17 protein-coding genes and 1 pseudogene are annotated in these 26,336 nt (G+C 68.0%); 15 read left to right on the top strand and 3 right to left on the bottom strand.

Features of this window, described 5'->3' with window-relative positions; all coding sequences use genetic code 11:
• The first annotated feature begins 75 nt into the window (after positions 1-75).
• A complete protein-coding gene (locus AC1HFW_RS13015; protein WP_479283719.1) occupies positions 76-1,482 on the top strand; it encodes a chloride channel protein in 1,407 nt (468 codons plus the stop codon).
• Between the two features lie 145 nt (positions 1,483-1,627).
• A complete protein-coding gene (gene pcaF / locus AC1HFW_RS13010; RefSeq protein ID WP_006396026.1) occupies positions 1,628-2,833 on the top strand; it encodes a 3-oxoadipyl-CoA thiolase in 1,206 nt (401 codons plus the stop codon).
• A gap of 116 nt (positions 2,834-2,949) precedes the next feature.
• Here the strand turns inward: pcaF and AC1HFW_RS13005 are convergent, their stop codons facing one another.
• Both AC1HFW_RS13005 and AC1HFW_RS13000 read right to left on the bottom strand, forming a co-directional pair.
• The gene (locus AC1HFW_RS13005; RefSeq protein ID WP_083827914.1) at positions 2,950-3,468 is read right to left on the bottom strand and encodes a DUF192 domain-containing protein; all 519 of its coding nucleotides are present in this window, start codon (positions 3,466-3,468) and stop codon (positions 2,950-2,952) included.
• A 101-nt stretch (positions 3,469-3,569) separates the two neighbouring features.
• Positions 3,570-3,815 (bottom strand): cold-shock protein, encoded by a 246-nt coding sequence (locus AC1HFW_RS13000; protein WP_006220277.1) that lies wholly within the window; start codon positions 3,813-3,815, stop codon positions 3,570-3,572.
• 226 nt (positions 3,816-4,041) lie between these two features.
• Here AC1HFW_RS13000 and clpS point away from each other — a divergent pair.
• From clpS to AC1HFW_RS12935, 13 genes and pseudogenes are all read left to right on the top strand, one after another.
• Positions 4,042-4,482: pseudogene (gene clpS, locus AC1HFW_RS12995) on the top strand (ATP-dependent Clp protease adapter ClpS); the annotation flags it as partial.
• Positions 4,483-4,515: 33 nt separating this feature from the next.
• Positions 4,516-8,055 (top strand): alpha-2-macroglobulin family protein, encoded by a 3,540-nt coding sequence (locus AC1HFW_RS12990; protein WP_479286500.1) that lies wholly within the window; start codon positions 4,516-4,518, stop codon positions 8,053-8,055.
• Positions 8,052-10,274 carry a penicillin-binding protein 1C gene (gene pbpC / locus AC1HFW_RS12985; protein WP_479283717.1) on the top strand — a complete coding sequence of 741 codons (2,223 nt, stop codon included), beginning with the start codon at positions 8,052-8,054 and terminating at the stop codon, positions 10,272-10,274. Before AC1HFW_RS12990 ends, pbpC begins: the two co-directional genes overlap by 4 nt.
• A 55-nt stretch (positions 10,275-10,329) precedes the next feature.
• On the top strand, positions 10,330-12,639 hold the full coding sequence (clpA, locus tag AC1HFW_RS12980; protein ID WP_061074563.1) for an ATP-dependent Clp protease ATP-binding subunit ClpA: 2,310 nt from the start codon (positions 10,330-10,332) through the stop codon (positions 12,637-12,639).
• A gap of 4 nt (positions 12,640-12,643) precedes the next feature.
• Positions 12,644-13,963, top strand: coding sequence for a paraquat-inducible protein A (locus tag AC1HFW_RS12975; RefSeq protein ID WP_479283715.1), 1,320 nt, complete (start codon positions 12,644-12,646; stop codon positions 13,961-13,963).
• Between the two features lie 66 nt (positions 13,964-14,029).
• On the top strand, positions 14,030-15,694 hold the full coding sequence (locus AC1HFW_RS12970; RefSeq protein ID WP_241074102.1) for a PqiB family protein: 1,665 nt from the start codon (positions 14,030-14,032) through the stop codon (positions 15,692-15,694).
• A 4-nt stretch (positions 15,695-15,698) separates the two neighbouring features.
• Positions 15,699-16,388: a PqiC family protein gene (locus AC1HFW_RS12965; protein ID WP_081105210.1), complete on the top strand. Its 690-nt coding sequence runs from the start codon at positions 15,699-15,701 to the stop codon at positions 16,386-16,388.
• A gap of 168 nt (positions 16,389-16,556) precedes the next feature.
• Positions 16,557-20,378 (top strand): trifunctional transcriptional regulator/proline dehydrogenase/L-glutamate gamma-semialdehyde dehydrogenase, encoded by a 3,822-nt coding sequence (putA, locus tag AC1HFW_RS12960; RefSeq protein WP_061074156.1) that lies wholly within the window; start codon positions 16,557-16,559, stop codon positions 20,376-20,378.
• Positions 20,379-20,565: 187 nt separating this feature from the next.
• Entirely contained in the window at positions 20,566-21,711 is a 1,146-nt protein-coding gene (locus AC1HFW_RS12955; protein WP_006396017.1) for a branched-chain amino acid ABC transporter substrate-binding protein, read from the top strand.
• A 157-nt stretch (positions 21,712-21,868) separates the two neighbouring features.
• Positions 21,869-22,798: a branched-chain amino acid ABC transporter permease gene (locus tag AC1HFW_RS12950; protein WP_006396016.1), complete on the top strand. Its 930-nt coding sequence runs from the start codon at positions 21,869-21,871 to the stop codon at positions 22,796-22,798.
• Positions 22,795-23,883, top strand: a complete 1,089-nt coding sequence (locus tag AC1HFW_RS12945) for an ABC transporter permease subunit (RefSeq protein ID WP_054430087.1) — start codon at positions 22,795-22,797, stop codon at positions 23,881-23,883. The genes AC1HFW_RS12950 and AC1HFW_RS12945 overlap by 4 nt, the downstream gene beginning before the upstream one ends.
• Positions 23,880-24,680 (top strand): ABC transporter ATP-binding protein, encoded by an 801-nt coding sequence (locus tag AC1HFW_RS12940; protein ID WP_006396014.1) that lies wholly within the window; start codon positions 23,880-23,882, stop codon positions 24,678-24,680. The genes AC1HFW_RS12945 and AC1HFW_RS12940 overlap by 4 nt, the downstream gene beginning before the upstream one ends.
• The gene (locus AC1HFW_RS12935; protein WP_006396013.1) at positions 24,677-25,414 is read left to right on the top strand and encodes an ABC transporter ATP-binding protein; all 738 of its coding nucleotides are present in this window, start codon (positions 24,677-24,679) and stop codon (positions 25,412-25,414) included. Before AC1HFW_RS12940 ends, AC1HFW_RS12935 begins: the two co-directional genes overlap by 4 nt.
• A gap of 62 nt (positions 25,415-25,476) precedes the next feature.
• Here the strand turns inward: AC1HFW_RS12935 and AC1HFW_RS12930 are convergent, their stop codons facing one another.
• Entirely contained in the window at positions 25,477-26,274 is a 798-nt protein-coding gene (locus AC1HFW_RS12930) for an alpha/beta fold hydrolase (RefSeq protein WP_479283712.1), read from the bottom strand.
• Between the last annotated feature and the right edge of the window lie 62 nt (positions 26,275-26,336).

Genomic DNA, 26,336 nt, shown 5'->3' with positions numbered 1-26,336 from the left:
TGGGCTGGCAGTCAGGCGGCAATGGTAAGGTTGGCCACGTCTGGTTTCACCGTACCTTGCCGCCTGGCCCCGCCCATGTCCCTGCCCACTCCGTTGCGCCGCATCGCCACCCGCTTGCGCCATCTCCTGCGCCGCAAGCTGCGGCAGACCAACCGCCTGTCGCGCAAGAGCCTGCCGATGGCGCTGTTGCTGGGCGGCGCGGCGCTGGTCGCGCTGGTGTCGCTGGGCTTCGCCTACCTGGCTGACCTCGCACTGGAATGGAACCGCGAATGGGTCAGCCACGCCGGCTGGCTCGCGCTGGTGGTGCTGCCGTGCGCCTTGGCCGCGCTGCGCTGGGCCACGTTGCGCTTCGCGCCCAACGCCGCGGGCAGCGGCATTCCCCAGGTCATCGGCGCGCTCTCGTTGCCGCCCGGCCCCGGCCAGCGCAGCCTGGTGTCCCTGGCGCAGGTGCTCTGGAAGATCCCGCTGGCGTTCTTCGGCATGCTGGCCGGCGCCTCGATCGGCCGCGAAGGGCCGTCGGTGCAGGTCGGCGCCGCCGTCATGCTGGCCTGGGGCGATTTCTGGAAGCGCCGCGGCCTGCAACTGCGCGGCTTCCACGCCAACGAGCTGATCGCCGCCGGCGCGGCCGGCGGCCTGGCGGCTGCCTTCAATGCGCCGCTGGCCGGCGTGATCTTCGCCATCGAGGAACTGGGGCGCGGCACCGTGCTGCGCTGGCAGCGGCTGGTGCTGATCGGCGTGCTGGCGGCGGGCTTCCTGGTGGTGGCGGTGCAGGGCAACAACCCCTATTTCGGCACCTTCGGCGGCGCTGCGCTGGCGCACGGCATGCTGTGGTGGGTGCTGATCTGCGCCGCGCTCAACGGCGCGCTGGGCGGCATCTTCGCGCGCCTGCTGGGCAAGGGGCCGGCGGCGATGGCGCCGGCGTCGTGGCGCGCCTGGATCCGCGCGCATCCCATCTGGACCGCCTTCGCCATGGGCGTGGCGCTGGCGTTGATCGGCCTGGCGACCGCCGGCAGTGTCTACGGCACCGGCTATGGCGCGGCGGCCGACCTGCTCTCGGGCGAAACCCAGCACGCCTTGCCCGCTGGTTTCGGCCTGGCCAAGCTGGCCGCCACCGTGGCTTCGTACTGGGCCGGCATTCCCGGCGGCATCTTCACGCCCGCGCTTACCACCGGCGCCGGCATCGGCCACCACATCTGGGAATTGGCGGGCGAGGGCGTGGACCAGCGCGTGCTGGTGCTGGTGTCGATGGCCGCGTTCCTGGCCGCGGCCACGCAGGCGCCGCTCACGGCCAGCGTGGTGGTGATGGAAATGACGGGCAGCCAGCCGATGCTGTTCTGGCTGCTGGTCGGCTCGCTGCTGGCCTCGGGCGTGTCGCGCCAGTTCTGCCCGCAGCCGTTCTACCATCTGGCCGCCGGACGCTTTCGCCGCCAGGCCATCGTCGAGGCCGGACGCGCTGCGCGCGCGGGCACGCCGGCGCCGTGAGGGCAGGGCCGGCGCATGTACGGTGAGTGAACAGCAGCTGGACACCGTCCGTTGTGCGGACATCTGCGGGATGCACCAACTTGGCGCGAAACCGCTGCGTTAAGATCGTCCGCATTCGATTCCTCCACTTCAATCCGAGCATCTCATGACCGTGCATGCCTATATTTGTGACGCGATTCGCACCCCCTTCGGCCGCTACGGCGGTGCACTGGCTTCGGTGCGTCCCGACGACCTCGCGGCCGTAGCCATCAAGGCGCTGGTGGCGCGTAATCCTGGCGTGCGCTGGGAAGAAATCGACGATGCCATCCTGGGCTGCGCCAACCAGGCCGGCGAAGACAACCGCAACGTCGCCCGCATGGCCACGCTGCTGGCCGGCCTGCCGGTCGAGGTGCCCGGCGCCACGGTCAACCGCCTGTGCGGTTCGGGCCTGGACGCCATCGGCAGCGCCGCGCGCGCCATCCGCGCCGGCGAAGCCGGCCTGATGCTGGCCGGCGGCGTCGAAAGCATGAGCCGCGCGCCGTTCGTCATGGGCAAGGCCGACAGCGCCTTCTCGCGCAACGCCGCGATCTACGACACCACCATCGGCTGGCGCTTCATCAACAAGCTGATGAAGGCCCAGTACGGCGTCGACTCGATGCCGGAAACCGCCGAGAACGTCGCCGACGATTTCAAGATCAACCGCGAAGACCAGGATCTGTTCGCGCTGGCCAGCCAGCAGAAGACCGCCCGCGCCCAGAAGGAAGGTTTCTTCGATGCCGAGATCGTGCCGGTCTCGATCGCCCAGAAGAAGGGCGATCCGCTCGTCGTGTCCAAGGACGAGCACCCGCGTGAGACCAGCCTCGAGGCGCTGGCCAAGCTCAAGGGCGTGGTCCGCGAAGGCGGCACCGTGACCGCCGGCAACGCCTCGGGCGTGAACGACGGCGCCGCCGCGCTGCTGCTGGCCGACGAGAAGGGCGCCGCGCGCCACGGCCTGACGCCGCGCGCCCGCGTGGTCGGCATGGCCACCGCCGGCGTCGCGCCGCGCATCATGGGCATCGGCCCGGCGCCCGCCACCCGCAAGGTGCTGGCCCAGACCGGCCTGACGCTGGACCAGATGGACGTGATCGAACTGAACGAAGCGTTCGCCGCCCAGGGCCTGGCCGTGCTGCGCCAGCTGGGCATCGCCGACAACGACCCGCGCGTCAATCCCAACGGCGGCGCCATCGCCCTGGGTCACCCGCTGGGCGCCAGCGGCGCGCGCCTGGCCACCACCGCCATCAACCAGCTGCACCGCACCGGCGGCCGCTACGCGCTGTGCACGATGTGCATCGGCGTGGGCCAGGGCATCGCCCTGATCATCGAGCGCGTCTGATTTTGGCAACGGCCCCGCGGGGCCGGGCCTGCCGCCGCGGCGGCGCCGCGACGGCATGGCCAAACGACAAGGGAGCCCGTGGGCTCCCTTGTTGCGTGAGAAGGATCGCGGCCGGCTCAGGGCAGGCCGTCGATTTTCCTGCCGGCCTTCATGCCGTGGCTTTCGTACCAGCCTTGCGCCATTTCCAGCGCGTAGCGCACCGGTTTCTTGGAGCAGTGGGTGTCGTCGGTCTGGGGCGCCATGTCCTCGATGTTGACGATCGTGCCGTCGTCGGCGATAAAAGCGATCGACAGCGGCAAAAGGGTGTTGCGCATCCAGAAGCACTGCACGTCGGGCTGTTCGAAGACGAACAGCATGCCGTCGTTGCCGGCCAGTTCCTTGCGGAACATGAGGCCGTCGCGGCGGCTGGCTTCCGTGTTGGCGACTTCTGCGCGGATAATATGGATGCCGGCGGCCAGTTGCGCGATGGGCAGCGTCGGTTGCGGTCCGGTCGGCGTCTGGGCGCCGGCCGCCACGGGCAGTGCCAGGGTGGCGGCGCCGAGCAGCGCGGCTATCGCCCCGCGCGCTGCCGATTTAATGAACGCTGTTTTGAGCAACGCACGACCAACATGAAACAAAGCAGCATTCTTCAGCATAACCAGACGCGGTAATCGCAGTAATAAGAAAATAACAAGGCGGGGCCCGAAAGCCCCGCCTGATAATGGCGCAACCTTACCGTTGCGCTTTAAAGAGTAACTCAGGCAGCGGTGATATTGAGCGCCTGTTTGCCTTTGGGCCCCTGGATAATCTCGAAAGCCACTTTCTGGCCTTCTTTCAGGGTTTTAAAACCATTCATCTGGATGGACGAGAAGTGGGCGAACAAATCTTCACCGCCGTCGTCGGGCGTAATGAAGCCGAAACCCTTTGCATCGTTGAACCATTTGACGGTACCCGTCGATTTGGGATTGTCCCCTTGGACGGCGGTTGCGGTCGTATCAGACATGCGGACTGCCTCATTGAATCGTATGTTGACAGAAGGGCATCGCGGCCTAGACCCCTGTCCCCCCTCCGGCCTCCTGGCAGGTTTTCGATGAATTGAAAACCCCAGAATGCGTGGATAATGCGCCGCTTTTCTTTGCGGAGTCAAGTATGGAAACTACGCATTTCTACGTGTAATTTTGCGTAAGTTACATGCAAGCCGTCCCCTGATTAAATAGAATAGCCGCCCTATGAGTTCTACCTTGGATACCCAACACGATTTGGCCGTCGAGAAGGCACCGGCTCGCGCCGCGCCGCCTCCGATGTACCAGGTCCTGTTGCTGAATGACGACTACACCCCGATGGAGTTTGTCGTGAAGGTGCTGCAGAAGTTCTTCAACAAGAATCACGAAGAAGCCACGCGCATCATGCTGCAGGTGCACCACGAAGGCCGTGGCGTCTGCGGCGTCTATCCGCGCGACCTCGACGGCCGCGTGATGCCGCCCGCGCCGCTGACCGCCACCCTCAAGCGCCCCGACGGCCGCGTGGTCTCGACCAACCTGTGGCAGCCCGCCAAGGACCTGCAGGGTTACGTCGAGCGCGCCATCGACCTGCCGCCCGACGCCCAGACCGGCGCCTGGATGCTGGAACTGCGCGTCGACCCCGCGTCGCGCGTCGCGGATGCCTCGTGGAAGTTCCAGGTCGAGGAATTCCTGCCCGAACGCATGAAGATGGCGCTGACGTCCGACCAGGATGTGTTGTCGCCGAACGACACGCTGACCATCGATGTGCAGGGCGACTACCTCTACGGCGCGCCCGCCGCCGGCAACCGCCTGCTGTCCAGCTTCCAGGTCAAGCGCGACCGCTATGCGCTGCCGCAGCAGTGGCCCGGCTTCATCTTCGGCGACGTGGACGACGATTCGCGCCGCCATTTCGAGGAACTGCCGGAAGCCGCGCTGGATTCGACCGGCGCCGCGCAGCTCGAGGTCGAACCGCGCACCGAAGGCACCCATTCGCCGATGAAGGTGCGGGTCTCGGCCAGCCTGCTGGAATCGGGCGGCCGTCCGGTGGTGCGCTCGATCGAGCGCAGCGTCTGGCCCGCCGACAAGCTGATCGCCGTGCGTCCGCAGTTCGACAACGATGTCGCGCGCGAAGGCGCCCCGGCCTCGTTCGAAGTGCTGCGCGTGGACGCGCAGGGCAAGATCGCGCCGCTGGCGCAGGCCCAGATGCGCCTGTACCGCGAGGAACGCCAGTACTACTGGCGCTTCGATGACCAGCGCGGCTGGAACAGCGGCTATACCGAAACCGAGGAACTGCTCGATTCGCGCGCGATCGCGCTGAATGACCGCAGCCAGTTCACGGTGCCGGTCAAGTGGGGCCGCTACCGCCTGGAAATCGCCGATCCCGAGACCGGCGAGACCCTGCGCTACCGCTTCTACGCGGGCTGGGATGCCCAGGACGCCGACGCTATGGGCAACCGCCCGGACCGCGTCCAGATGAAGCTGGAAGGCGTGCCCGCCAAGCCGGGCGACAGCGTCAAGCTGACCCTGACGCCGCCGCACGACGGCCAGGCCCTGATCACCGTCGAAGGCGACCGCATGCTGTGGTCGACCTGGGTGGCCGTGAAGGCGACCGGCACGCAAGTCGAGATTCCGATCGACAAGAGCTGGAAACGCCATGACCTGTACGTGGCCGCGGCGGTGTTCCGCCCCGGCAGCGAAGGCGACCGCGTGACTCCGGCGCGCGCGCTGGGCCTGACGTTCCTGCCGATCGCCAGCGCCGACCGCAAGCTCGACGTCAAGCTGACGGCCGCCGCCAAGACCGAACCCGAGACCAAGACCACGGTCCGCGTGAAGGTCGATGGCGCCCAGGGCAAGCTGGCCATGGTGACGCTGTCGGCGGTCGACGTCGGCATTCTCAACATCAACCAGTACCGCACGCCCGATCCGCTCGACTTCTTCTTCGGCAAGCACCGCTACGCGCCCGAACTGCTGGACATGTACGGCAAGCTGATCGAGAAGATGGACGGCACCAAGGGCAAGCTGAAGTGGGGCGGCGACGCCGCCATGCGCGGCGACAGCAAGAGCCTGCCCAAGAAGGTCAAGCTGGTCGACCTGTTCTCGGGTCCGGTCAAGCTCAACGACAAGGGCGAGGCCGACATCCCGCTGGACCTGCCCGACTTCAACGGCACGCTGCGCCTGATGGCCGTCGCGTTCACCGCCGACAACTTCGGCAGCACCGACACCGAAATGGTGGTGGCGGCGCCGATCGTGGCCGAGCTGAACACGCCGCGCTTCATCACCCCGGGCGACCAGGCCGCCATCGCGCTGGACGTGACCAACCTGAGCGGCTCCGACCAGAAGGTGACGGTCAAGCTGGAAGCGCTGGATCCGGTCGGCATCGTCGACGGCACCCGCACCGTGACGCTCAAGGACAAGCAACGCACCACGCTGCGCTTCACCGCCAGCACCACCGGTTCCTACGGCCTGGGCCTGATGCGCCTGACCGTGGACGGGCAGGGCGGCGCCAAGCCGATCCACATCGTGCGTGAATCGGTGCTGCAGGTGCAGCCGGCCTACGCGGCCGAGCGCCAGATGCGCCGCCTGCGCCTGAACCCGGGCGAGTCCAACGCGCCGCAGGCGTCGTGGGTGGCGTCGTACTACCCCGACTCGACCACGATCAGCATGACGGTCTCGAACCGTCCGCCGATCAACGTCAACCGCGTGGTCGAAGGCCTGCTCAACTACCCCTATGGTTGCACCGAGCAGACCATCAGCGCGACCCTGCCGTGGGTGCTGATCGACGAGGAAGCCGCCAAGCAATTCGGCCTGAAGCCGCGTACCCAGGCCGAGCGTGAAGCCAAGGTCGCCGGCGCCATCGGCCGCCTGTCGGGCATGCGCAACGCCGTCGGCTCCTACAACCTGTGGAGCAGCTCGTCGGCGCGCGACGTGTGGCTGACGGCCTATGCCGTGGGCTTCCTGCAGGATGCGCGCGACAAGGGCTTCACCATCCCCGAAGCCTCGCTGGACCGTTCGCGCCAGTGGCTGCTGGAGCAGGTGCAGCAGAGCAGCGGCTCGTTCGGCACCTGGTCGGCCAACCTGAAGCGTGACTTCGAGTCGGGCCGCCTGGACAGCAGCGGGCTGAACGTGCTGCGCGAAGACCACCGCCGGTTCGCCGGCCTGGCCACGGCCGCCCTGGCGCTGGCGCGCGACAAGAAGGCGCCGCTGTCCACGGTGCGCCAGCTGTTCGACAACTATCAGGACCGCGCGCGTTCGCCGCTGCCCCTGATCCAGTTGGCCGCCGCGTTCAAGCTGATGGGCGATGAAGGGCGCATGAAGAGCGCGCTCGACCTGGCCATGACGCGCGAGTACGGCATCACCCGCCGCGCCAACAGCTACTACGACGATTGGCTGGGCGACTACGGCAGCGCGGTGCGCGACTATGCGCTGGCCTATGCCCTGGCCAACCAGTACGAGCTGCGCCATGACCGCGTCGAGAACCTGATGACGCAACTGGCCGCGCGCATGGGCAACCGTTCGTACCTGTCGACCCAGGAACAGATGGCCCTGCTGATGGCGGCGCGCGCCGCGGGCGGCGACAAGTCGACCCCGTGGCAGGCCGCGCTGACCGTCAATGGCGTGCGCAAGGAACTGGAAGGCGGCAGGTCCGACCGCACCGTGTCGCTGACCGCGGCCGACCTGGCCGGCACCCAGCTGACCAACACCGGCAGCCAGTCGCTGTTCATCGAGTACGACATCCAGGGCAGCCCGACCACGGTGCCCGCGCCGCGCAACGACGTGATCCAGCTCAAGCGCGGCTGGTACCGTCCGGACGGCAAGCCGTGGGATGGCGGTTCGCTGCAGACCGGCGACATGCTGGTGGTGTGGGTCCAGGCCAGCGCCAACCAGAACATCCCGGATGGTCTGCTGGTGGACCGCGTGCCGGCCGGTTTCGAGGTCGAGAACCTGAACCTGTCGCAAAGCCCCGAAATGCAGGAATGGAGCATTGGCGGGCGCCGCGTGGCCGACGCGATGGCCGACCCCAATATCAAGCATCGCGAATTCCGCGATGACCGGTATGTGGCGGCGGTCTCGCTGGGCCGCGGCAAGGTGGACGTGTTCTACCTGGTGCGGGTCGTGACGCCGGGCCGTTATTCGGTGCCGTCGACCGTGGCCGAAGACATGTACCGGCCCGAGATCCGTGGCGTAGGCGAGCAATGGAGCACGGTCGAAATCCGCGATCGCAGCGCCAAGCAGCGTCCTTGAACACCGCCGCCACCCCGCCGGCGGGCGCCTCGCGCGCCCGCCGCTGGCGGCGGCGCGGACTCTTCGCGGCCAGCGTGCTTCTCGCGCTGGCCGCGTTGTTATTCGCGCTCGACTGCCTCTATCCCTTGCCCCCCATCGACTCCGGCGGCGCGGCCGTGGTGGTCGCCGCCGACGGCACGCCGCTGCGCAACTATCCCAGCCGCGACGGCATCTGGCGCTACCCGGTCAAGCCCGACCAGGTGTCGCCGCACTACCTCGACACGCTGCTGACCTACGAGGACCGCTGGTTCTATTGGCACCCCGGCGTCAATCCGGTGTCGCTGGCGCGCGCCGGCTGGCAATGGGCCACCAACCGCCGCATCGTCTCGGGCGGTTCGACCCTGACGATGCAGGTGGCGCGCCTGATCGACCCGCAGCTGGCCGGCAAGCCGTCGCGCTCGATGAGCGCCAAGCTGCGCCAGGCCTGGCGCGCGGTGCAGCTGGAAATGCATTACAGAAAGGACGAGATCCTGTCGCTGTACCTGACCCACGCGCCCATGGGCGGCATCGTCGAGGGCGTGGAAATGGGGTCGCGCCTGTGGCTGGGCAAGCCGGCGCGCGATCTCAGCCCGGCCGAGGCGGCGATGCTGACCGCCTTGCCGCAGGCGCCGTCGCGCTTGCGGCCGGACCGCCATCCCCAGGCCGCGCAGACCGCGCGCGACAAGGTGCTGGACCGCATGGTCGAACTGGGTCGGTGGACCCCGGCCGAGGTCGCCGACGCCAAGATCGAGCAGGTCGTCGCGCCGCCGCTGCGGGCCCGCTGGCTGGCGCCGCTGGCCGCGCAACGCCTGTTGCAGGAGGCCGGCCGGCCGCGGGCGGGCTCGCGCCGCCCCGGCAACCGCCCGCCGCTGCTGACCTCGACGCTGGATGCCGACATGCAGGCGGCGGTCGAGCGCATGTTGCTGGATCGGGTCGACAACCTGCCGCCCAAGGTTTCGATGGCGGTGTTGGTGATGGACAACGACACGCTCGAGGTCAAGGCCTACGCTGGCTCCGCCGACTTCTCCGATGATTCCCGATACGCCCACGTGGATATGGTGCGCGGGGTGCGTTCGCCCGGCTCGACCCTCAAGCCGTTCCTGTACGCGCAGGCCCTGGACGACGGCCTGATCCACTCGGAAAGCCTGCTGATCGACGCGCCACTGTCGTTTGGCGGCTACGCCCCGGGGAATTTCCAGGCGGCGTTTTCGGGGCCGGTCAGTGTGGCGCAGGCGCTGCAACGCTCGCTCAACGTGCCGGCGGTGGACCTGCTGGACCGGGTCGGACCGACCCGTTTCGCCTCGGTTATGCTGACGGGCGGGGTCTGGTTACGTTTGCCTGCCGGCGCCGAGCCCAATCTGAGCTTGATTTTGGGCGGGGGCGGCACCACATTGGAAGAACTGGTCGGCGCTTATCGGGCCCTGGCCCGTGGCGGCATCTCCGGGCGTCCGCGCCTGCGGCCGGAGCAGCCGCGGGTCGAGTCCCGTATGATGAGTGCTGGCGCGGCCTGGATCGTGCGCGACATCCTGGAAGGCGGCGGCCACCCGGACCGGCCCTTTTACCAGTCGGGCAGTCCGGCGAAGCAACTGGCCTGGAAAACCGGGACAAGTTTCGGATTCCGGGACGCCTGGGCCGTCGGAGTGACCGACAGCTGGACGATCGGGGTATGGGTGGGCCGTCCGGACGGCACGCCCAATCCCGGGTTTTTCGGGGCGAATGTGGCGGCGCCGCTACTGCAGGACATCGTGGCGGCGTTGCCGGAAGGCGCCCAGCACCTGCGCGTGCGGCCGGCCTCGGTGCAGGCGGTCGTGACGTGCTGGCCGCTGGGTTACCGGCTGGGCAGCGTGCCGTCGGGGCAATGCCCCGAGCAGCGCGCGGCCTGGGCCTTGAATGACACGGTACCGCCGTCGTTCGCCGGCTACGCCGATGCCACGCAGGGGCCGTTGCGTCTGGGTGGCGTGGCCACCGGCTCGGTGCTGCGGCCCGTGCCGGGCGGCACGCAGGTGTCGGTGGATGTGGATGTGCAGGGCGCTGAGGGTGAAGTATGGTGGATGCTCGATGGTCGCGTGGTGGGTCATGCCGCGTCGGGTCGTCCGTTTAATCTGGTGCTGACGCAGGACGGGCGGTATACGCTGACCGCCATGGACGCGCAAGGCCGTCACGACAGCGTGGTTTTTGAAATCGCTGGCGTTACGCCCTGATCGGCATAGAATATGAATCGTGTATTTGACCGCTTCGATGCGTTACGGAGGAAGCGTGATTTCCCAAGAGCTTGAAGTCAGCCTGCATATGGCTTTCGTCGAGGCCCGTTCGGCCCGACACGAATTTATTACCGTCGAGCACCTGCTGCTGGCGTTGCTCGACAACGCTTCCGCGGTTGAAGTGTTGCGCGCCTGCGCCGCCAATCTGGATGACCTGCGCCGTAACCTGCGTCAGTTCGTTTCGGAAAACACGCCGGTGATCCCCAGCGGCGCGGAAGTCGACACCCAGCCGACGCTGGGTTTCCAGCGCGTGATCCAGCGCGCGATCATGCATGTGTCCGCGGGCGGCACCGGCAAGAAGCCGGTCACCGGCGCGAACGTGCTCGTGGCCATTTTCGGCGAAAAGGATTCGCACGCCGTGTACTACCTGCAACAGCAGGGCGTGACGCGGCTGGACGTGGTGAATTTCCTGTCGCATGGCATTACCAAACAGCCACAGGTGGAGTCCGCCGCCGTGCAGAAAGAGCAGCAAACCAATGGTGAAGAGCAGGGCGAATCGCGCCAGTCGCCGCTGGACCAGTATGCGACCGACCTGAACGCCGCGGCGTTGGCCGGCCGCATCGATCCGCTGATCGGGCGCGAGCACGAAGTCGAGCGCGTGATCCAGGTGTTGTGCCGCCGCCGCAAGAACAACCCGCTGCTGGTCGGCGAGGCCGGCGTGGGCAAGACCGCCATCGCCGAAGGCCTGGCCTGGCGCATCACGCGCGGCGAGGTCCCCGAGATCCTGCAGGCCGCGCAAGTGTTCGCGCTGGACATGGGCGCGCTGCTGGCGGGCACCAAGTACCGCGGCGATTTCGAGCAGCGCCTGAAGGGCGTGCTCAAGCAGATCCGCGGCAATCCCGACGCGATCCTGTTCATCGATGAAATCCACACGCTGATCGGCGCCGGTTCGGCCTCGGGCGGCACGCTGGACGCTTCCAACCTGCTCAAGCCGGCCCTGTCCTCGGGCCAGCTCAAGTGCATCGGCGCGACCACGTACACCGAATACCGCGGGGTCTTCGAGAAAGACCACGCGCTGTCGCGCCGCTTCCAGAAGATTGACGTGCCCGAACCCAGCGTCGAGCAGACCGTGCAGATCCTGCGCGGCCTGAAGAGCCGCTTCGAGGAACACCACAACGTCCGTTACTCGGCTGCCGCGCTGTCGGCCGCCGCGGAGCTGTCGGCCCGTTTCATCAACGACCGTCACCTGCCTGACAAGGCCATCGACGTGATCGACGAGGCCGGCGCCGCGCAGCGCCTGCTGCCGCGTTCGCGCCAGAAGAAGGTGATCGGCAAGGTCGACATCGAGAACATCGTTTCCAAGATCGCGCGCATTCCGCCGCAGTCCGTCTCCAACGACGACCGCAGCAAGCTCGCCACCCTGGACCGCGACCTCAAGACCGTGGTGTTCGGCCAGGACAACGCCATCGAGGCGCTGTCGGCCGCCATCAAGATGGCGCGCTCGGGCCTGGGCAAGCCGGAAAAGCCGATCGGCGCTTTCCTGTTCTCCGGCCCCACCGGCGTCGGCAAGACCGAAGTCGCGCGCCAGCTGGCCTTCACGCTGGGCGTGGAGCTGCTGCGCTTCGACATGTCCGAGTACATGGAACGCCACGCGGTGTCGCGCCTGATCGGCGCGCCGCCGGGATACGTCGGTTTCGACCAGGGCGGCCTGCTGACCGAGGCCATCACCAAGCAGCCGCACTGCGTGCTGCTGCTCGATGAAATCGAAAAGGCCCACCCGGACGTCTTCAACATCCTGCTGCAGGTCATGGACCACGGCACGCTGACGGACAACAACGGCCGCAAGGCGGACTTCCGCAACGTCATCGTCATCATGACGACCAATGCGGGCGCCGAGACCTTGAACCGTCCGTCCATCGGCTTCGCCAATTCGCGCGTGGTGGGCGACGAAATGGCGGAAATCCGCCGCATGTTCACGCCCGAGTTCCGCAACCGCCTCGACGCGATCATCCCGTTCGCGCCGCTGGACCGCGAGATCATCCTGCGCGTGGTCGACAAGTTCCTGATGCAGCTCGAAGACCAGCTGCACGAGCGCCGCGTCGAAGCCGTGTTCACCACGGCCCTGCGCGAGCACCTGGCCAAGGAAGGGTTCGACCCGCTGATGGGCGCGCGGCCGATGCAGCGCCTGATCCAGGACACCATCCGGCGCGCGCTGGCCGACGAACTGCTGTTCGGCAAGCTGGTCGATGGCGGCACCGTCACGGTGGACCTGGACGAGGCCGGCAAGGTCACGCTCGACTTCGACGACCACGGCAAGCCGCCGTCGGCCGCCCCGGACAAGCAGGAAGTCGAACTCGTCGAATAGGCCTATGAGTAGCGCGGAGAGCCAGCCGCTGATCGAGTGCGAACACTGCGCAAGCATCTATCGCCGACATCAGCTCGAACCTGGCGAGACCGCCAATTGCGCCCGCTGCGGCACCATCCTATGGCGCTACAGCGGGCTTAGTTTGTCCAATTGGCTGGCGCTCGCCATCGCCGCGCTGATCATCTTCGGCGTGGCCAACGCCTACCCGGTCGCTTCGATGTCGGTGCAGGGCATGGTGCAGCAGGCCTCGCTGCTCGATGCCATCGGCATCACCTGGCGCCAGGAACACTACGCGGTGGCGGTCATGACCGGACTGGCGGGCTTCGTGCTGCCGCTGGTCCAGCTGGCCGTCCTGCTGTGGGTGCTGGGCCCCTTGTCGCGCGGCGTCGAGCCGGCCGCTTTCCGGGGCGCGATGCGGCTGCTGGGCCTGTTGCGGCCATGGTGCATGGTGCCGGTGTTCCTGCTGGGCGTGCTGGTGGCGGTGGTCAAGCTGGCCGGCATGGCGGCGGTGTCGCCCGGCATCGGCCTGATCGCCTTCGGCATCCTCACGATTTTCCTGACCATGCTCGGCCGTCTCACGCCGCACGTGCTGTGGCGCTACGCCGAAAGCGAGGGCGTGGTGCCCGTGCACGTGCCCGAGGCCGGTCCCGACGTGGTGCTGACCGGCTGCCATGTCTGTGGCCAGGTGCAGGCGGTGCCGCGCGCCGGCGACGCCGAGGCCGAGCACCACTGCGTGCGCTGTCACGCGGTGGTGCACTACCGCAAGCCCGACCACCTGGCCCGCACCTGGGCGCTGTTGCTGGCGGCCGTGGTGTTCTATATTCCCGCCAATGTGCTGCCGGTGATGAAGGTCAGCTCGGTGCTGGGCGACAGCGCCCACACCATCCTGGGCGGCGTGGTGGAACTGTGGGACATGGGTTCCTGGGACATCGCGCTGATCGTCTTCATCGCCAGCGTGGCGGTGCCGCTGACCAAATTGCTGGCGCTGATCCTGTTATTGTTGACCGAGCAATGGCGCAGCACCACCAACCTGCGCCCGCGCACCCGGTTGTACCAGATGGTCGAATTCATCGGCCAGTGGTCGATGCTGGATGTGTTCGTCGTGATCCTGCTGGCGGCCCTGGCCGATTTCCAGGGCCTGATGGAAATCAGTGCCGGCGCGGGCGCCGCGGCGTTCGGCGTGGTCGTCATCCTGACCATGCTGTCCGCCATGAGCTTCGACCTGCGCCGCAGCTGGGACCTGGAAGAAACGAGTGAATTGGACGCTTCGGAGCCGGCCGCGGGCCGGCGGCCGGCGTCCGCCGCTGGCGCGCAAGCGGGCTGACGCCAGCACGATCGCGGCGCGTGGGCTGGAAGGCCGCGCGCCGTTCAAAGAAGAAAAGGAAAACCGATGTCCGACCAAGCACCTGGATCTGGTGAAGAGAAGTACGCGTCACCCACGATCTCGCGCAAGCGCAAGAGCCGGATTTCATGGATCTGGCTGGTGCCGATCGTCGCGGCGCTGATGGGCCTGTCGCTGGTGGTGCGGACCTGGATGCAGGCCGGCCCCGATCTGTCGATCGAATTCAATACCGCCGAAGGCCTGGAAGTCGGCAAGACCCAGCTGCGCTACAAGGACGTGAACGTCGGCACCGTGCGTTCCATCGGCTTCAACGCCGACCGCAGCAAGGTGGTGGTGCAGGCCGAGCTGTCCAAGGACGTGGCCGACCTGGCGCGCGAGGGCACCAATTTCTGGGTGGTGCGCCCGCGCCTGGACGTCAGCGGCGTGTCGGGCCTGGGCACCTTGCTGTCCGGCGCCTACATCGGCGTGGATGCGGTCGAGGGCAAGGATGCGTCCAAGAAGGCGACCAAGCTGCACTTCGTCGGCCTGGAAACGCCGCCGGCCGTCACCCATGACCGCGCCGGCAAGCGCTTCAAGCTCAAGGCCTCGGACCTGGGTTCGCTGGACATCGGTTCGCCGGTGTATTTCCGCCGCATCAACGTGGGCCGCGTGATCGGCTATGCGCTCGACAAGACCGGCAACGCGGTCAACGTCGAGGTGTTCGTGGACGCGCCCAACGACAAGTTCGTCACCAACGGCACGCGTTTCTGGAACGCCAGCGGCGTCGACTTCAGCGTCAATGCCGAAGGCCTGAAGGTGCGCACCCAGTCGCTGGTGTCGATGGCCGTGGGCGGCGTGGCGTTCGAGCCGGTCTACAGCGTGCGCGATGCCAGCACGCCGGCGCCGGCCGATGCGCACTTCGAGCTGTATGCCACCGAGGCGGCCGCCAAGGCCAATCCGGATGGCGAGGCCTTCCCGATCCGCATGCGCTTCGACCAGTCGATCCGCGGCCTGGCGGTGGGGGCGGCGATCGACTTCTCGGGCATCACGCTGGGCAACGTCACGCAGATCAACATGGACTTCGATCCCGTCAGCAAGCGCTTCTTCGCGCTGGTCGACGCGACGCTGTACCCGGAACGCCTGGGCCGCGTCTACGAGGACGTGCGCGAGCACGCCATCAAGGACGGCGACGAGGCCGGCGGCCGCCTGCTCGGCATCATGATCAAGCACGGCCTGCGCGCCCAGCTGCGCACCGCCAACCTGCTGACCGGCCAGTTGTACGTGGTGCTGGACGAGTTCCCCAACGTCAAGCCGGTGGAATTCAAGATGTCCAACCCGGCCATGATCCCGACCGTGCCGGGCAACCTCGACCAACTGCAGCAGCAGGTCAGCAACATCGTCGCCAAGATCGACAAGATCCCGTTCGACAAGATCGGCGAGGACCTGCGCACCACGCTGGCCAGCACCTCCAAGCTGATGACGCGCCTGGACAAGCAGGTGGCGCCGGAAGCGCAGGCCGTGCTCAAGCAGGCGCGCGATTCCATCGCCAACCTCAATGGCTTGCTGGCCTCGGACGCCTCGCTGCCGGTCAATGCCGAAAAGGCCATGCAGGAACTGAGCCGCGCCGCCCGTTCGCTGCGCGCGCTGGCCGACTTCCTGCAATCCAACCCCGAATCGCTGTTGCGCGGCCGCGGCAGCGACCCGATCCCCGGCGCCGGCCCCGTCAGGAACTGAACCCATGACCCACCTCCGTTTCCGTCCCGTCCGCGCCGCCGCGCCGTCCCTGTGCCGCGGCCTGGCGGTGCTGGCCCTGCCGCTGCTGCTGGCCGCCTGCGCCTCGTCGCCGCCGGTCCACTACTACACGCTGCAGGGGCCGACACCCCAGGCGCCCGCCGTGCCGCGGGCGGCGGCGCCGTTCCTGCTGGAAGTGCAGGGCGTCAACGTGGCGTCGCAGGCCGACCAGCCGCAGCTGATGGTCCGTACCGGCGATGGCAGCGTGGCGGCGTTGTATTCCGAGCGCTGGACCTCGCCGCTGGGCGACGAGATCCGCGGCGCCTTGTCCGATGCCCTCAAGCACGACCTGGGCGCGCTCGACGTGCAGGTGGTCAAGCCCGGCCCGACCGCGCCGGTGTGGCGGGTGCAGACCGACGTGCAGCGCTTCGACCTTGTGTCGGGCCGCATGGCGCAACTGGACGCCACCTGGCGGGTGCGGCCGGTCAACCTCAAGGGCAACGGCCTGCTGTGCCGCAGCGTCGTGACCGAAAACGTGTCCGAGGCGGGCGTGCCCGCGCTGGTCGCGGCGCAGCAGCGCGCGGTGGCGGCGCTGGCGGGCGCGATGGCGTCCGCCATCCGCGGGCAGACGCCGGACAGCGCCGGCGCGGTGCAGATGCTGGGCTGCTCGCCGCTGCCCGAATCCGGCAAACCGTAAAAAGGGACGGGCAGGGCCTCAAAACCTGCCGTGATCTCAACTGGTTAACCCCTAGGGTTAACCTTAATACAAAGCCGGTTGCAACCTGACTAGCATACGGTCCTACCGATGCCGGGCCCCCTTGCGGGCCCGGTGTGACCTCTGCCATGCGACAGGAAGCAATCTCTTATGGCCAGCACCACCCTCGGCGTCAAGGTCGATGACGCGCTGCGCGACCGCCTGAAGGCCGCCGCGCAAAAACTCAATTGCACGCCGCACTGGCTGCACAAGCAGGCGATCCTCGCCTACCTGGACAAGATCGAGCGCGGCCACCTGCCGGCCGAGATGTCCCATCTGGGCGGCGAAGAAGGCGGCGATGACGAGGGCGGCGAGCACCAGGCCGCCGCCACGCCGCCGTTCTACGAGTTCGGCCAGGACGTGCAACCGCAATCGGTGCTGCGCGCCGCCATCACCGCCGCCTACCGCCGCCCCGAACCGGAGTGCGTGCCGCTGCTGCTGGGCCAGGCCCGCATGCCGAACCTGGAAAAGGTGCACGCCGTCGCCACCGATCTGGTCAAGAAGCTGCGCGGCAAGCGCACCGGCGGCGGGGTCGAGGGCCTGATCCAGGAATTCTCGCTGTCGAGCCAGGAAGGCGTGGCGCTGATGTGCCTGGCCGAGGCGCTGCTGCGCATTCCCGACCGCGCCACGCGCGATGCGCTGATCCGCGACAAGGTGTCCCGCGGCGACTGGAAGTCGCACATGGGCGGTTCGCAGTCGCTGTTCGTCAACGCCGCCACCTGGGGCCTGATGATCACCGGCAAGCTGGTGGCCGTGAGCAGCGAACAATCGCTGTCCAAGGCGTTGACACGCCTGATCGGGAAGGGCGGCGAGCCGCTGGTGCGCAAGGGCGTGAACATCGCCATGCGCATGATGGGCGAGCAGTTCGTGTCGGGCCAGACCATTTCCGAAGCGCTGGCCAACAACCGCAAGATGGAAGGCCGCGGCTTCCGCTATTCGTACGACATGCTGGGCGAGGCCGCCACCACGGCCGAGGACGCCGACCGCTATTACGCGTCGTACGAGCAGGCCATCCACGCCATCGGCAAGGCCGCCGCCGGCCGCGGCATCTATGAAGGCCCGGGCATCTCGATCAAGCTGTCGGCGCTGCACCCGCGTTATTCGCGCGCCCAGCGCGAGCGCGTCATGGCCGAGCTGCTGCCGCGCGTGAAGGCGCTGACGATCCTGGCGCGCAGCTACGACATCGGCCTGAACATCGACGCCGAAGAGGCCGACCGCCTCGAGATCTCGCTGGACCTGCTGGAGGCGCTGTGCTTCACGCCCGAGCTGGAAGGCTGGAGCGGCATCGGCTTCGTCATCCAGGCCTACCAGAAGCGCGCGCCGTTCGTGATCGACTACGTCATCGACCTGGCCCGCCGCAGCCGCCATCGCGTGATGGTGCGCCTGGTCAAGGGCGCCTACTGGGACAGCGAGATCAAGCGCGCCCAGGTCGACGGCCTGGAGGGCTATCCGGTCTACACCCGCAAGGTCTACACCGACGTGGCCTACCTGGCCTGCGCCCGCAAGCTGCTGGGCGCGCCGGAAGCCGTGTACCCGCAGTTCGCCACCCACAACGCCTACACGCTGGCGGCGATCTACCAGCTGGCCGGCCAGAACTACTACCCGGGCCAGTATGAGTTCCAGTGCCTGCACGGCATGGGCGAGCCGCTGTACGACGAAGTGGTCGGGCCGCTGGCGCAGGGCAAGCTGAACCGCCCCTGCCGCATCTACGCCCCGGTCGGCACGCACGAAACGCTGCTGGCCTACCTGGTGCGCCGCCTGCTGGAGAACGGCGCCAACACCTCGTTCGTCAACCTCATCGGCGACGAGAGCATTCCGGTCGAGACGCTGGTGGCCGATCCGGTCGAGGCCGCCTCGCGCATCGTGCCGCTGGGCGCGCCGCACGAGAAAATTCCGTTGCCGCGCGAGCTGTATGGCAATCCGCAGCAGGGCGCGCGCGCCAACTCCGCCGGCCTGGACCTGAGCAACGAACACCGCCTGGGCTCGCTGTCGGCCGCGCTGCTGACCAGCGCCGCCACGCCCTGGCGCGCCGCGCCCATGCTGGGCGAGGGCGACGGCGCCTGGGACATGGCCCGCGCCATCGAGGTGCGCAACCCGGCCAACCTGCGCGACGTGGTCGGCCATGTGATCGAGGCCAACGGCGAGGAAGCCGAGATCGCCTTGCGCGCCGCCGCCAATGCCGCGCCCATCTGGCAATCGACCCCGGTCGCCGAGCGCGCGCAATGCCTGCGCCGCGCCGCGCAATTGCTGGAAGAGCAGATGCAGACCCTGCTGGGCCTGATCGTGCGCGAGGCCGGCAAGTCGCTGCCCAACGCCATCGCGGAAGTGCGCGAGGCGGTGGACTTCCTGCGCTATTACGCCGACCAGGCCGACCGCGAATTCGGCAACGACACGCATCGCCCGCTGGGCACCGTGCTGTGCATCAGCCCGTGGAATTTCCCGCTGGCCATTTTCACCGGCCAGGTCGCGGCCGCGCTGGCCGCCGGCAACACCGTGCTGGCCAAGCCCGCCGAGCAGACGCCGCTGATCGCGGCGCAGGCGGTGGCGATCCTGCGCGCCGCCGGCGTGCCGGCTGGCGCGGTGCAACTGCTGCCGGGCCGCGGCGAGACCGTGGGCGCCCAGCTGGTGGCCAGCCCCGGCGTGCGCGGCGTGATGTTCACCGGCTCGACCGACGTGGCGCGCATCATCGCGCGCACCCTGGCCGATCGCCTGGACGACGACGGCCACACCATTCCGCTGATCGCCGAGACCGGCGGCCAGAACGCCATGGTGGTGGATTCGTCGGCGCTGTCCGAGCAGGTGGTGTTCGACGTGCTCAGCTCGGCCTTCGATTCGGCCGGCCAGCGCTGTTCGGCGCTGCGCGTGTTGTGCGTGCAGGAAGACAACGCCGATCACGTCCTGACCATGCTGCGCGGCGCGATGCGCGAGCTGAGCGTGGGCAACCCGGACCGCCTGTCGGTCGACGTCGGCCCGGTCATCGATACCGAGGCGCGCAATGGCATCCAGCGCCACATCGACACGATGCGTACCGCCGGCCACCGCGTCGACCAGGTCGAGCTGAACGGCGAATGCCGCCACGGCACCTTCGTGGCGCCCACCATCATCGAGATCGACCACGTCAGCGAGCTGACCCGCGAGGTGTTCGGCCCGGTGCTGCACGTGGTGCGCTATGCCCGCGACGAGCTGGACGCGCTGCTGGACGCCATCAACGGCACCGGCTACGGCCTGACGTTCGGCGTGCATACCCGCATCGACGAAACCATCGCCCACGTGACCGGCCAGGTCCATGCCGGCAACGTCTACGTCAACCGCAACATCGTCGGCGCGGTGGTCGGCGTGCAGCCCTTCGGCGGCGAGTGCCTGTCGGGCACCGGCCCCAAGGCCGGTGGCCCGCTGTATATGTACCGCCTGCTGGGCACGCGCCCCGAGGGCCTGCCGCCGGCGCTGGACGCGGCGGCGCCGCTGCCGCAGCGCATCGCGCTGCCGGGCCCCACGGGCGAGACCAACACCTATCTGGTCGAGCCGCGCGGCGCGGTCTATTGCGTGGCCGCCACCGAGGCCGGCGCGCGCGCGCAGTGGGCCGCGGCGCGCCTGACGGGCAACCACGCCTGGTTCGCCGACACGCCGGCGGCGCAGGCGCTGCTGGCCACGCTGGATGCCGAGCAGCAGGGCCAGGCGGGTATCCTGGCGGATGACGAGGTCGACCAGGCCGATTATCAGGCGGTGCTGTTCGAGGGCGACGGCGACGCGCTGCGCGCCCTGAACCAGCGCATCGCGCAGCGACCGGGCGCGATCCTGGCGGTGCATGGGCTGACCTCGGACGCGTTGGCGGCCGGCGTCTCGTACGTGCCGGAACGCCTCCTGACCGAGCGTTCCATCAGCGTCAACACGGCCGCGGCCGGCGGCAACGCCAGCCTGATGACCATCGGCTGAGCGTGACCGCGGGGTAACCCTTGGGAAACCAAGGGTTATCTCCAATATCTAGCGAGGTTGCACTGGAAGCAAAATCCGGTCGCACCTGAAGTTCGATTGTGGCAACCCGGCAATCGCACTCAAATAGATCACCTGGCCCAAAAGCCCAGGTATAACAAAGCCACATCCGACATACCGGAGGATTCCAATGAAGTTTCGCACCACTTTGAAGCTTGTCGCCGCCAGCATCGCCGCGGTCGGCATGGCCGCCGCCGCGCAGGCCGCCGACATCAAGTTCGGCTTTGCCGCGCCCCTGACCGGTCCCCAGTCGCACTACGGCGAGGACATGCAGAACGGCCTGAACCTGGCCCTGGAAGAAGCCAACAAGAAGGGCATCAAGATCGACGGCCAGCCCGCCAAGTTCGTGCTGGTGTCGCGTGATGACCAGGCCGACCCGCGCGTCGGCGTGCAGGTGGCGCAGCAGCTGGTCGACGAGAACGTCGTCGGCATCCTGGGCCACTTCAACTCGGGCACCACGATCCCCGCGTCGCGCGTCTACCACGAAGCCGGCCTGCCGCAGATCGCCATGGCGACCTCGCCCGAGTACACCAAGCAGGGCTACGAAACCACCTTCCGCATGATGACCAGCGACACCCAGCAGGGCGCCGCGGTCGGCAAGTTCATGGTGCAGAGCCTGAAGGCCAAGAAGGTCGCCATCATCGACGACCGCACCGCCTACGGCCAGGGCCTGGCCGACGAGGTCGAGAAGGCCGTCAAGGCCGCCGGTGGCCAGGTGGTGCGCCGCGAGTACACGACGGACAAGGCCAACGACTTCACGGCCATCCTGACCAACATCAAGGGCTCGGCGCCCGACGCCATCTTCTACGGCGGCCTGGACGCGCAGTCCGGCCCGATGAAGCGCCAGCTGGCCACGCTCGGCCTGAAGGCGCCGCTGGTCTCGGGTGAAATGACCCGCAGCGACACCTTCATCAAGCTGGCCGGCGACGCCGCCGACGGCACCTTCGCCTCGCTGGCCGGCGTGCCGCTGGACAAGATGGCCGCGGGCAAGGACTTCGAGCAGCGCTACCAGGCGCGCTTCAAGAAGGCTCCTGGCGTCTACGCGCCGTACGCCTATGACGGCGCCTGGAACATGATCGCCGCGATCGAAGCCGCCGGTTCGGCCAAGCCCGAGAAGTACCTGCCGGAACTGGCCAAGCTGAACCGCAAGGGCGCGACCAGCGAGCACATCGCCTACGACAAGAACGGCGACCTGAAGGAAATCTCCGTCACCATCTACGAAGTCAAGAATGGCAAGTGGGAGATGGTTGAAACGATGGTCAGCCAGGCCAACTAAGGCTGCCTGACCCGGCCAGGCCGCGGCGTCGCCGCGCCTGGCCATCTTGACCCCGCGCGCGCCGTCCGGCGCGGCGGCGATTTGCGCGAAGGCGGCCCCCCGGGCCGCGCCGTATCCGATACTCGCGTGATTTTTCCAGGCTTATTCTGCGGCCCCTATGGATATCTTCATTCAACAACTGATTAACGGCGTCACGCTAGGCAGCGTGTACGCCCTGGTCGCCCTTGGCTACACCATGGTGTACGGCATCATCGGGCTGATCAACTTCGCGCATGGCGACGTCGTCATGATCGGCGCGATGGCGGCGACCACCATCGCCATCTCGCTGGTCGGCGGCGACCCGTCCGCCTCCGCCTTCCTGGTGCTGGGCCTGGGCCTGCTGGTGTCCGTGCCGCTGTGCATGGCCGTGGGCTGGACCGCCGAGCGCGTGGCCTACCGGCCGCTGCGCCGCGCGCCGCGCCTGGCCGCCCTGATCACCGCCATCGGCGTCTCGATCATCCTGCAGAACGTGGCGATGATGGGCTGGGGCCGCAACTACCTGAACTTCCCGCAGGTGCTGACGCCGCAGGTGTTCGAGATCTTCGGCGCCCGCATGAGCACGCTGCAGATCGCCATCGTCGCGATCGCCGCGCTGATCATGGGCGGGCTGCTGGCCGTGGTGCACAAGACGCGCCTGGGCACCGCCATGCGCGCCACCGCGCAGAACCGCGAAGTGGCCGGCCTGATGGGCGTGAACATCAACACCGTGATCTCGGCGGCGTTCCTGATCGGCTCGGCGCTGGCCGCCGTGGCCGGCATGATGGTCGCCACCTACTACGGCGTGTCGCAATACACCATGGGCTTCATGCTGGGCCTGAAGGCCTTCACGGCCGCGGTGCTGGGCGGCATCGGCAACCTGGTCGGCGCCATGGCTGGCGGCCTGCTGCTGGGCATCATCGAATCGCTGGGCGCCGGCTACATCGGCGACCTGACCGGCGGCTTCCTGGGCAGCCACTACCAGGACGTGTTCGCGTTCTTCGTGCTGGTGCTGGTGCTGATTTTCCGTCCGTCCGGCCTGCTGGGCGAACGCGTGGGGGACCGCGCATGAGCACCACCCTGAAAAACAGCGGGCTGTCGACCCGCAACCTGATCGGCATCGCGCTGATCGGCATCGTGCTGGCGGTGTTGCCGTTCGTGATCGGCATGGCCGGCCAGAGCTGGGTCCGCATCCTCAACTTCGCGCTGCTGTACGTGATGCTGTCGCTGGGCCTGAACATCGTGGTGGGCTTCGCCGGCCTGCTGGACCTGGGCTACATCGCGTTCTACGCGGTGGGCGCCTACACCTGGGCGCTGCTGGCCTCGCCGCACTTCGGCCTGCACCTGCCGTTCTGGGCGATCCTGCCGATCGCGCTGGCGGTGGCGTGCCTGTTCGGGGTGCTGCTGGGGGCGCCGACGCTGAAATTGCGCGGCGACTACCTGGCCATCGTGACGCTGGGCTTTGGCGAGATCATCCGCATCTTCCTGAACAACCTGAACGCGCCGGTCAACATCACCAACGGCCCGCAGGGCATCAACCGCATCGACACCTTCAAGGTGGGCGAGTTTGCCTTCGGCCGCACCGAGAGCCTGCTCGGCATCCGCGTGACCGGGCCGGAGAAGTACTACTACCTGCTGCTGGCGCTGACGCTGATCATCATTCTGGTGTGCGTGCGGCTGCAGAACTCGCGCATCGGCCGCGCCTGGGAAGCCATCCGCGAAGACGAGATCGCCGCCAAGGCGATGGGCATCAACACCCGCAACATCAAGCTGCTGGCCTTCGCCATGGGCGCCTCGTTCGGCGGCGTGGCGGGCGCGCTGTTCGCGTCGATGCAGGGCTTCGTCAGCCCCGAGAGCTTCTCGCTGATGGAATCGATCTCGATCCTGTGCATGGTGGTGCTGGGTGGCATGGGCCACATCCCGGGCGTGATCCTGGGCGCGCTGATCCTGGCCGCGCTGCCGGAATTCCTGCGCGCGGTGGTCGAGCCGGTGCAGCACATGCTGTTCGGCGCGGTGGTGCTGGATCCCGAGGGCATCCGCATGCTGCTGTTCGGCCTGGCGATGGTGTGCGTGATGCTGTTCCGTCCCGCCGGCTTGTGGCCGTCCGCCGTGCGCAAGCGCGAGCTGGCCACCAAGACCCAGGGAGGCGCGGCATGAGCAAACTGCTGCAAGCCCAGGGACTGGGCAAACGCTTCGGCGGCCTGCAGGCCTTGTCGGACGTCAGCTTCGACATCGAGCAGGGCGAGATCTACGGCCTGATCGGCCCCAACGGCGCGGGCAAGACCACGCTGTTCAACGTGCTCACGGGCCTGTACATCCCGGAAGACGGCAGCTGCACCTTCAACGGTGTCTCGATGTCGGGCAAGAAGCCGCACGAGGTGGCGCACGCCGGCCTGGCGCGGACCTTCCAGAACATCCGCCTGTTCGCCAACCTGAGCGCGATCGAGAACGTCATGATCGGCCGCCACCTGCGCACCCGCGCCGGCGTGCTGGGCGCGGTGTTCCGCACTCGCGGCACGCGCGCCGAGGAAGCCGCCATCGAGGCCCGCGCCCAGGAACTGCTGGACTACGTCGGCATCGGCCACCGCGCCAACGACGTGGCGCGCTCGCTGCCGTACGGTGACCAGCGCCGCCTGGAAATCGCGCGCGCGCTGGCGACCGATCCCAAGCTGCTGGCGCTGGACGAACCGGCCGCCGGCATGAACGCCTCGGAAACCGTGGTGCTGCGCAAGCTGATCGAGAAGATCCGCGACGACGGCGTCACGGTGCTGCTGATCGAGCACGACATGAAGCTGGTCATGGGCCTGTGCGATCGCGTGCTGGTGCTGGAATACGGCAAGGTGCTGGCCATGGGCAAACCCGCCCAGGTGCAGCGCGACCCCAAGGTCATTGAAGCGTATCTGGGCGCGGGCGCCGCCCAGGATCCGCTGATTCATCAGGAGCGCCCGGCATGACGACGGCAAGCAAACCCCTACTGGAACTGCGCGGCCTGCAGGTCGCGTACGGCGGCATCCGCGCGGTGCGCGGCATCGACCTGCGCGTGGACGAAGGCGAACTGGTGTGCCTGATCGGCGCCAACGGCGCCGGCAAGAGCACGACCCTGCGCGCCATCTGCGGCCTGGTGCCGCTGGCCGGCGGCGAAGTGGTCTACGACGGCCAGTCCATCGGCGGCCGCAAGTCGCACGAGCTGGTGCGCCAGGGCCTGGTGATGGTGCCCGAGGGACGCGGCATCTTCGGCCAGCTCACCATCGAGGAAAACCTGGCGATGGGCGCCTACATCCGGCGCGATGCCGCGCAGGTGCGGCAGGACACCGACCGCGTGTTCACGCTGTTCCCGCGCCTGGCCGAACGCCGCAAGCAGGCGGCCGGCACGCTGTCGGGCGGCGAGCAGCAGATGGTGGCCATGGGCCGCGCGATGATCGCGCGCCCCAGGCTGCTGCTGCTGGACGAGCCCTCGATGGGCCTGGCGCCGCTGATGGTCGAGAAGGTCTTCGAGGTGGTGCGCACCATCGCCAGCGAAGGCGTGACGATCCTGCTGATCGAGCAGAACGCCCGCCTGGCGCTGGAGAACAGCCATCGCGGGTACGTGATGGAGTCCGGCGAGATCACCTTGTCGGGTCCCGCCGCCGACATGCTGCACGATCCCAAGGTGCGCGCCGCGTACCTGGGGGAAGTGGAAGAGGCCTAGGCCCGCCCGTTTGCCGCAAAAGAAAAGCCCGGCCATGCCGGGCTTTTTTTCGTGCCGCTCGATCAGGCGGCCTGGCGCTTCAGGAAGCCTTCGATGAGGGCGGCGAAGGCGGGCGGGCGCTCCTGCATCGGGTAATGGCCGCAATGCGCGATGACGTGCAGCGTCGCGTTGGGATGCCAGGCCAGGAAGGTGCCTTGCATCGCTTGCGCGTCGATTCCCGGATCCTGGTCGCCGACCACGACCAGGAACGGCGTATCGAGTCCGCGCACGGCGTCGACGAAATCCGCCGTGACCAGCATGTCGAGATACTTGCGCCGGCAGGCAGGCGCCACGGTAGCGCGGTTGTGCCGCGCCTTGGCCCGCGCCCAGGCATCGGACAGGCCGCCGCAGACGAACTGGAACAGCCGCCGCAAGGCCTCGTCGTCATCGGCCGTGCTGGCGAAGAACGCCAGGGCTTCCGGGGCCAGGCGGTTGCCGGCGGCCGAGATGGGGCACACGGCGATGGCGCTGATGACGCGCGACGGCGCGTCCGCCGCCAGCCGCTGCGTGATCATGCCGGTCATCGAGTGGCCGACGACGTGGAACCGTTGCCAGCCGAGCCGGTCGGCAAGCGCCAGACAGTCGGCGGCGATTTCCTCGACCGTGCAGGCGCCGGTCAGTTCGATGGACAGGCCGTAGCCGCGCAGATCGGCGAACACGTAGGTGAACGCTTCGCCGTCGAGCCAGGGCATGACGGCGTCGTAATTGCCGTGGTCGCCAAGCCAGTCGTGCAGGACCAGCACGGGAATCGGGCCTTCGCCATGGCGCGCGTAGCCGAGGCCGGCGTTCGAGCCGGGATGGATTTCAAGGGACGTCTTCATTCCAGGTTTCCTTGTGTGAGGGGAACGAAAACGAAACGCCCTCCCGGCGAACCGGGAGGGCG

This window comes from Achromobacter sp. ISS7 (assembly GCF_056523125.1).
Note: the sequence above shows the minus strand (reverse complement) of the source record. Positions and strands in the feature narration are given on the sequence as shown.

Bases quoted from the DNA above. Each gene is read 5' to 3' on its own strand.
- AC1HFW_RS12950 (WP_006396016.1), top strand. From the start codon at position 21,869: ATGGATATCTTCATTCAACAACTGATTAACGGCGTCACGCTAGGCAGC.
- AC1HFW_RS12945 (WP_054430087.1), top strand. From the start codon at position 22,795: ATGAGCACCACCCTGAAAAACAGCGGGCTGTCGACCCGCAACCTGATC.
- putA (WP_061074156.1), top strand. From the start codon at position 16,557: ATGGCCAGCACCACCCTCGGCGTCAAGGTCGATGACGCGCTGCGCGAC.
- AC1HFW_RS13000 (WP_006220277.1), bottom strand. From the start codon at position 3,815: ATGTCTGATACGACCGCAACCGCCGTCCAAGGGGACAATCCCAAATCG.
- pcaF (WP_006396026.1), top strand. From the start codon at position 1,628: ATGACCGTGCATGCCTATATTTGTGACGCGATTCGCACCCCCTTCGGC.
- AC1HFW_RS13005 (WP_083827914.1), bottom strand. From the start codon at position 3,468: ATGCTGAAGAATGCTGCTTTGTTTCATGTTGGTCGTGCGTTGCTCAAA.
- AC1HFW_RS12935 (WP_006396013.1), top strand. From the start codon at position 24,677: ATGACGACGGCAAGCAAACCCCTACTGGAACTGCGCGGCCTGCAGGTC.
- AC1HFW_RS12970 (WP_241074102.1), top strand. From the start codon at position 14,030: ATGTCCGACCAAGCACCTGGATCTGGTGAAGAGAAGTACGCGTCACCC.
- AC1HFW_RS12965 (WP_081105210.1), top strand. From the start codon at position 15,699: ATGACCCACCTCCGTTTCCGTCCCGTCCGCGCCGCCGCGCCGTCCCTG.
- AC1HFW_RS12940 (WP_006396014.1), top strand. From the start codon at position 23,880: ATGAGCAAACTGCTGCAAGCCCAGGGACTGGGCAAACGCTTCGGCGGC.
- AC1HFW_RS12975 (WP_479283715.1), top strand. From the start codon at position 12,644: ATGAGTAGCGCGGAGAGCCAGCCGCTGATCGAGTGCGAACACTGCGCA.
- AC1HFW_RS13015 (WP_479283719.1), top strand. From the start codon at position 76: ATGTCCCTGCCCACTCCGTTGCGCCGCATCGCCACCCGCTTGCGCCAT.
- AC1HFW_RS12990 (WP_479286500.1), top strand. From the start codon at position 4,516: ATGAAGATGGCGCTGACGTCCGACCAGGATGTGTTGTCGCCGAACGAC.
- AC1HFW_RS12930 (WP_479283712.1), bottom strand. From the start codon at position 26,274: ATGAAGACGTCCCTTGAAATCCATCCCGGCTCGAACGCCGGCCTCGGC.
- AC1HFW_RS12955 (WP_006396017.1), top strand. From the start codon at position 20,566: ATGAAGTTTCGCACCACTTTGAAGCTTGTCGCCGCCAGCATCGCCGCG.